Origin of the sequence: Streptomyces cahuitamycinicus (genome assembly GCF_002891435.1) — a bacterium.
GTDB lineage: Bacteria > Actinomycetota > Actinomycetes > Streptomycetales > Streptomycetaceae > Streptomyces > Streptomyces cahuitamycinicus.
On the sequence record NZ_POUC01000751.1, the window covers coordinates 1 to 2,128 of the forward strand.

General features: G+C 75.0%; 1 protein-coding gene and 1 pseudogene. Both read left to right on the top strand.

The genetic code is table 11. The features are described 5' to 3' along the window. The coding region (locus C1J00_RS42415) for an ERAP1-like C-terminal domain-containing protein (RefSeq protein WP_180989906.1) at nt 1-1,433 on the top strand (1,433 nt) is incomplete at its 5' end. A gap of 437 nt (nt 1,434-1,870) precedes the next feature. After that, a pseudogene (locus tag C1J00_RS42420) lies at nt 1,871-2,128 on the top strand (aspartate aminotransferase family protein); the annotation flags it as partial.

Sequence of the window (2,128 nt, forward strand, 5' to 3'; positions counted from 1 at the left end):
ACCCCGTTGCCCCCGAAGCCGTCGACGACACCGCCGCCGCACTGCTCAACTTCGACGGCATCTCCTACGCCAAGGGCGCCAGCGCGCTGCGGCAACTGGTCGCCTGGCTCGGCGAGAAGGACTTCCTCGCCGGCATCAACACCCACTTCGCCCGGCACAAGTTCGCCAACGCCACCCTCGCCGACTTCATCGACAACCTCGCGAGCGCCACCGACCGCGACGTCCCCGCCTGGGCCGACGCCTGGCTGCGCACCACCGGCGTCGACACCCTCACCCCGCGCATCACCCCCGGCGAGCACGGCACCTGCGCCCTCAGCGTCGACCGCACCGGCAGCCGCCCGCACCGCATCGCCGCCGGCCTCTACGACCGAGACCTCGGCGACGACGGCGGACAGCTCGTCCTGCGCGAAAGCCTCCACCTGGACCTCCCGCAGACCGACGCCCACCCCATCGGCAAACGGCCCGCCCTGCTCCTCCTCAACGACGGCGACCTCACCTACGCCAAGGTCCGCTTCGACCCCGAATCCTTCGAAACCGTCCGCAAGGACCTGTCCGGCCTGCCCCGGCCGCTCACCCGCGCGATCGTCTGGAACGCCCTGCGGGACGCCGTCCGCGACGGTGAGCTCACCCCCGGCGCCTACCTGGAGACCGCCAGGGCCCACCTCCCGCTGGAGACGGACCTCGCCATCGTCCAGGGCGTGCTCGCCTTCGCCTCCACCTACATCGCCGACCGCTACCTCACCCCCGAGGAGCGGCCCGCCGCACTCGCCACCCTCTCCGAACTGTGCCGCGACCTCATCCGCCGCACCGAGGACGGCGACAACCCCGGCCTGCGCCTGATCGCCGTACGCCACCGCATCGACGTGGCCGCCCACCCCGACACCATCGCCGCCTGGCTCGCCGACGGCACCGTCCCCGGCGGCCCCGAACTCGACCCCGAGCTGCGCTGGCGCGTACTCGCCCGGCTCGCCGTCCTCGGCGCGACCGACGAGGCCGCCATCGCCGCCGAACTGGAACGCGACCCCAGCGCCACCGGCCAGGAGGGCGCCGCCCGCTGCCGCGCCGCCCTGCCCGACCCGGAGGCCAAGGCCCGCGCCTGGGAAGCCATGTTCGGCTCCGACGACCTGTCCAACTACCTCTTCACCGCCACCGCCCGCGGCTTCTGGCAGCCCGAACAAGCCGACCTGGTACGCGGGTACGTCGCGCGCTACTACCCCGACGCGGTCGCCCTCGCCGACAGCCGGGGCCCCGCCATGGCCGAGGCGGCGGGCCGCTGGGCCTTCCCCGCACACGCCGTCGACGCGGACAACCTCCACCTCGGCGAGACGTGCCTGCACGACGCCGGCCCGACCCCCGCGCTGCGCCGCAAACTCGTCGACCAACTGGACGACTTGAAGCGGGCGTTGCGGGTCCAGGGAGCCCGAGAGGCCTGAAGGCGGCTCGGGGCGGGCTCGGGGCGGCGCGCCTTCGCCCTCGAGGCGGACCGGTCGCGCCTCCCGGCCCGGGGCCACGGAGACGCGACCCGGCCCAGGCCTGAGGGGCATGCGGCCGGGTTCGAGGCCCGACCTCGTGCACGGGTGGGTCTGGTTCGAGGCCCGACCTCGTGCACGGGTGGGTCTGGTTCGAGGCCCGACCTCGGCACGGGTGGGTCCGGGTTGACCGGGTTCGAGGCCCAACCTCGTGCACGGGTGGGTCCGGGTCGAGGGCCACGCGGCCGGGTTCGAGGCCCAACCCCGTGCACAGACCGGCCCGGCGCGAGAACCACGCCGCCGGGTTCGAGAACCCGCCCCCGCGCACAGAAGTACCTCCACCCGGGTTGGATCGTTGGGCTGTCCGGGCGTGCCGCCACCCGCGCCCCGGAGGTCAGCCCATGAGCACGCCGCCCCTCGCATCGGGCCCCGACGGCCCGCACGTCCTGCGGCCCTTGCTCCACACCGTGCTCGACGCGCTGGACACCGGCGCCCGGGCCCGCGGCGGGCCGCTGCCCGCGGGCGGCCCGGACCAGGTCGCGGCGCGGCTGCGGAACGCGGTCGGGGACCTTCTCCCCGACCAGGGCGACCCGCACGCCCTCCGCACCCTGGTCCACGCCTTCGCCGAAACCGCCGCCGACCCCGCACACCCCCTGTGC